This window comes from Nocardia wallacei (assembly GCF_029869545.1).
In the GTDB taxonomy this organism is placed as follows: Bacteria; Actinomycetota; Actinomycetes; order Mycobacteriales; family Mycobacteriaceae; genus Nocardia; species Nocardia wallacei_A.
In genome coordinates, this window is sequence record NZ_JARWQD010000284.1 from 1 (window position 1) to 4,417 (window position 4,417).

At 69.2% G+C, this 4,417-nt stretch carries 4 protein-coding genes and 1 pseudogene; all 5 read right to left on the reverse strand.

The features are described 5' to 3' along the window. Positions 1 to 218: pseudogene (locus QH290_RS24760) on the reverse strand (2-hydroxy-acid oxidase); the annotation flags it as partial. Next, complete coding sequence (locus QH290_RS24765; protein WP_280385447.1) at positions 215 to 1,219, reverse strand: hypothetical protein; 1,005 nt, start codon at positions 1,217 to 1,219, stop codon at positions 215 to 217. The pseudogene QH290_RS24760 and the gene QH290_RS24765, both read right to left, overlap by 4 nt. Continuing rightward, complete coding sequence (locus tag QH290_RS24770) at positions 1,216 to 1,536, reverse strand: RidA family protein (RefSeq protein ID WP_280385449.1); 321 nt, start codon at positions 1,534 to 1,536, stop codon at positions 1,216 to 1,218. The genes QH290_RS24765 and QH290_RS24770 overlap by 4 nt, the downstream gene beginning before the upstream one ends. A gap of 65 nt (positions 1,537 to 1,601) precedes the next feature. After that, entirely contained in the window at positions 1,602 to 2,699 is a 1,098-nt protein-coding gene (locus QH290_RS24775) for an alpha-hydroxy acid oxidase (RefSeq protein ID WP_280266489.1), read from the reverse strand. Continuing rightward, positions 2,696 to 4,117, reverse strand: a complete 1,422-nt coding sequence (locus QH290_RS24780; protein WP_280385452.1) for an amino acid permease — start codon at positions 4,115 to 4,117, stop codon at positions 2,696 to 2,698. Before QH290_RS24780 ends, QH290_RS24775 begins: the two co-directional genes overlap by 4 nt. Between the last annotated feature and the right edge of the window lie 300 nt (positions 4,118 to 4,417).

The window sequence follows — 4,417 nt, forward strand, 5'->3', positions numbered from 1 at the left end:
CCCTGCGCCCCCCGGCGGGGGGGGCCGGGGCCGGGGGCTTTGCGGGGGGTCCGCTTTGGGGGGCCCCCCCCCACCACCGCCTGCACATCGTCGACCCCGGCCGCGTTGCCCACGCCGCGGGGGCGGTGGCCGGGGCGGCCGGTCTCGTCGACGGTGAACTGATCGAGTACCGACGGGCGGGTGTCGATCTCGATCGGCGGTCCGTCGAAGGTGGTCATTCGCGTTTCAGGATCGTGGTCACCAGCATCGTGTGATCCTCCATCCGCCGGGTCACCGACCAGCCCAGGCCGGCGAAGGCATCCTCGTACTCGCGCTGCGTCCACAGCCGCACGCCCGTCACCGCATGGTAGATCTCGTAGGTCGGTGAGAACCAGGGCTGCTGGGTCCACTGCGGCGCCTCGAGCAGATAGCCGTCGCCGATGACCAGGCGGCGCACGTTCGGGAACCAGTCCATCCAGCCCCGCAGCACCGCGGCGATGCCGTCGCCGTCGCTGGCCAGCTGGTGCAGCAGGAAGAACGACATGGCGGTGGTGACCGCGTGCCGGTCCACCGCGTCCAGCCAGGCCGGGCGCTGCGGCCCGGGTTGCACCGACCCCGGCAGCAGCGTGATCCGGTCGGCGAGCCCGAGGTGCGCGAGTTCGGTGGTGGCCGCGGCGATCACGCCCGCCTCGATGTCGACGCCGAGGAAGGTCTCCCGCGGCGCGCAGCCCGCCAGCGCCTGCACCCGGCCCGCGTCGGCGCAGCCGAGATCGATGGTGCATCCCGGGGTGTCGGCGGCGATCGTGCGCCCGATCGTCTCGAAGATCTCCGGACGCCGACGGGCGATATCGGTGCAGCCGCGCGCCACCTCGCCGGGTTCGGTGGCGGCGGGAATGTATTCGCGGTGCGGGCTGTCCGACAGCTGGCGGAAGGTCGGTTCCCAGCCGCGCACCGCGACCCGGACGAAGCCGCGGTTCTTGCCGACATCGTGGCCGGTGTGGGTGAGCTGATAGCGGTGGCCGCGCCGGTGCAGGAATCCGGCGCGGAGCAGGCCCTCGGCGACGGTCTGCTGGATTCCGGTGGCCGGTGCGATGGTCTCGCCCGCGAGAAGCGTTGTCCACCAGCCCCAGTCGTCGGCGGCGACGATGAGCTGTCCGGCGGTCTGGCCCTCGATGACATCGCGGATGGTGAAGTCGCCGATGGCGGAATGCGGGGTTACGAGCGGTGTTGCTGCGGTCATGATCGATCTTCCTGGTTCGCGGCGACGGCGATCGCCTGGATTTCGATGAGCAGCCCGTCGATGGGCAGGGTGGTGACGGTGGTGGTCCGCGCCGGTGCGGCCGTGCTGAAGTACTCGGTGAAGGCGGCGTTCCACGCGGGGAACCACCGCCGGTCGGACAGATAGCAGTCGAGTTTCAGGACCTGCTCGCGAGTGCTGCCCGCGGCCGTCAGTGCCCGATCGAGCTGCCCGAACACCTCGGCGGCCTGGTCGTCGAACGCGGCCGACGACACCGTCATGGTGGCCGGATCGATCGCGGCCAGACCGGAGGTGAACACGAGCCCGCAACCGTTGCGCGCCAACGGGAACGGTGCGGGAGACACGGGATGCGGACGCGGCGCCGTCATAGCTCCGCCCGCACGATCCGGGTGCGGTCGATGTCGGCGAGGGTCTGCGCGCCGGACAGGATCATGAGCGTGCGCAGCTCCTCGGTCAGCAGTTCCAGCACCCGCTCGACCCCGGCGGCACCGGCGGCGGCCAGGCCGTAGATGGCCGAGCGGCCGATGATCACCGCATCGGCACCCAGCGCCAGCGCGAGGAATACGTCACTGCCGGTGCGGATGCCGCTGTCGAACAGGACCGGCAGCGCGGGGCCGACGGCCGCGCGGATAGCGGGCAGCATGGTGAGGCTGGCCGGGGCCGGGTCCACTTGGCGTCCACCGTGGTTCGAGACCACGATCGCCGCCGCACCGAGTGCCGTCGCCCGCTCGGCGGCCGCGGGCGTGAGCACGCCCTTGGCGATCCACGGCAGCCCGAATCCGGTCGCCGCATCGGCCAGCTGATGCCAATCCCACACGGTGCCACCGTGTTTGAGCAGCTGCCCGAAGACCTCGGCGACGCCGGGCGCGCCGTTCTCGCCGGTCAGGTTGCCGGCGAAGTAGCGCAGATCGGGATCGAAGCGGTTGGCCATGTTGCGGGTGCGGAACCCGCCCACCGGGCAGTCCACGGTGACGCACAGCGCCTCGAAGCCCGCCCGCTGCACCCGCTCGGCCACCGCCGGGGCGTGCGCGAACGGGTGTAGTTGCGCGATCCGGGCCGCGGCGGGACCGGCGGTGCGGACCTGCTCGTAGGAGTAACTTCCGGCCTCGGGCACGATCGACAGCGCGCCCCGGCGCTGCGCGGCCTGCGCGACCGCGAGATGGCCGTCCGGGTGGAACATCGCGTCGCCGCCGAAAGGCGCGGTGAGAAGGGGGGTTTCGAGCGTCAGCCCGAGCAGTTCGGTGCGTGTGGACGGATTGCCGACGCCGCTCATGGGCTCGGGCACGATCCGCCAGCGGTCGAACACCTCCCGGTTGGCGCGCAGTGTGACCTCCCGGCCCGCACCGCCCTCGACGAAGTCCCAGACATCGGCGGGCAGGGCCGCTGCGGCGGCGCGATGGATCTCGTCGTGGGTGCCGAAGTCGACGCGCGTGGGGTAGAAGGAGTCCAGCTGTGCGGTCATGCGATACCTCCGGTGTCGTGGCCGACGAGCGAGTGGCGGCGGCCGTAGGTGAGATAGAGCGTGGCCCCGGCCGCCGTCCAGATCAGGAATCGGACCCAGGTCAGCGCCTCGAATGTCGTCGCCAGCCAGACACATCCGGCGATCGCGGCGAGCGGGATCAGCGGCATGAGGGGCACCCGGAACGGGCGCGGCCGGTCCGGATCGGTGCGGCGCAGCAGCATGACACCGAGCGCCACGATGACGAAGGCGAACAGGGCGCCGATATTGACCAGTTCGGCCACGGTGCCGATGGGCAGCAGCCCGGCCACCACCGCGACCACGGTCCCGACCACCAGGCTCAGGCGCACGGGCACGTGCCGGGAACTGGTGCGGCACAGCGCCTTCGGCACCAGGCCGTCGCGGCTCATGGCGAAGACCAGGCGGGTCTGCCCGTAGAACAGCATGAGCAGGCCCTTGGTCAGCGCGACGACCGAGGCCACGAGGATGACCTTGCCGATCCATCCGGCGCCGACGGCGGCCAGCGCGGTCGCGACCGGTGCGGCGTTGTCGAGGGTCGGATATGGTGCGACGCCGGTCAATACGGCGCTCACCGCGATATACAGGACGGTGGCCACGACGACCGATCCGATAATGCCCCACGGTAGATCGCGGCGCGGGTCGCGGGTTTCCTCCGCGGAGGTGGCGACGATATCGAATCCGAGATAGGCGAAGAAGGCGAGCGCGGCACCGGCGGCGATTCCGTTGACGCCGAAGGGCGTGAACGGCGTCCAATGACCGGTGTCGATATGTGGTGCGCCGACCGCGACGACGAGGACGAGTACGCCGATCGTGAGCGCCACCAAGGCTTTCACGACGGCGGCGGCGACTTTCACCTCGAATACCAGCACCGAGACGAGTGCGGCGACGATGAGCACGGCCGGAAGATTGACCACTCCGCCATCGCCCGGACCGGTTGTAATCGCTTGCGGCAGGGCGACACCGAACAGCGAATCCAGGGCGGCGGTGAACAGCCCGGACCATCCGATCGCCACGGCTGCGGCGGCGACGGCATATTCGAGCAGCAGATTCCAGCCGACGAGAAATGCGGGGGCCTCACCCATGGTGGCGGAGGTATAGGTATACGCGCTGCCGGATTCCGGTGTCATCGACGCCAATTCGCTGTAACACAGCGCCACCAGTACGCAGATGGCCCCGGCCAGCAGGAACGAGAGCATGATCGCGGGCCCGGCCTTGGTCGCGGCCGCGACGCCGGTGGTGACGAAGATACCGGCGCCGACAATGGTGCCCACGCCCATCGCTATCAGATCGCCCCGGCCGAGGCTGCGCGCGAGAGTTCCGGTCGTGTTCGGTGATTCCGTCACCCGCAACCGTATGCTGTTGCGGCGCAATGCGGAGCCGGTCCGTGGAGGTGCTGCCATGGTGGAATCCATTCACTGGGAATGTATTTCGAACGGTACGTATTCAGTGAACCAACCGGTTTTTGTGTCCGAGTGAACCTGTGTAACAACGTGGTTTCAGCTACCCCGCGAAATCTGTTGTCACGCCCCGCATATGCGCGCGCCAATCCCACCCGAGTCCCGCTCGGGCATGTTTAACCCGCCCTACTTCATTTTCTAGGCATACATCGCCTCACTCTCCCGGCATTCGTTTTTTGGGGGTGGAAAAAAAAAAAAGACAAAAAAACGGCGCGAATATGAGGGGATGGGGGGAGCCGCGTG

Bases quoted from the DNA above. Each gene is read 5' to 3' on its own strand.
- QH290_RS24765 (WP_280385447.1), bottom strand. From the start codon at position 1,219: ATGACCGCAGCAACACCGCTCGTAACCCCGCATTCCGCCATCGGCGAC.
- QH290_RS24775 (WP_280266489.1), bottom strand. From the start codon at position 2,699: ATGACCGCACAGCTGGACTCCTTCTACCCCACGCGCGTCGACTTCGGC.
- QH290_RS24780 (WP_280385452.1), bottom strand. From the start codon at position 4,117: ATGGCAGCACCTCCACGGACCGGCTCCGCATTGCGCCGCAACAGCATA.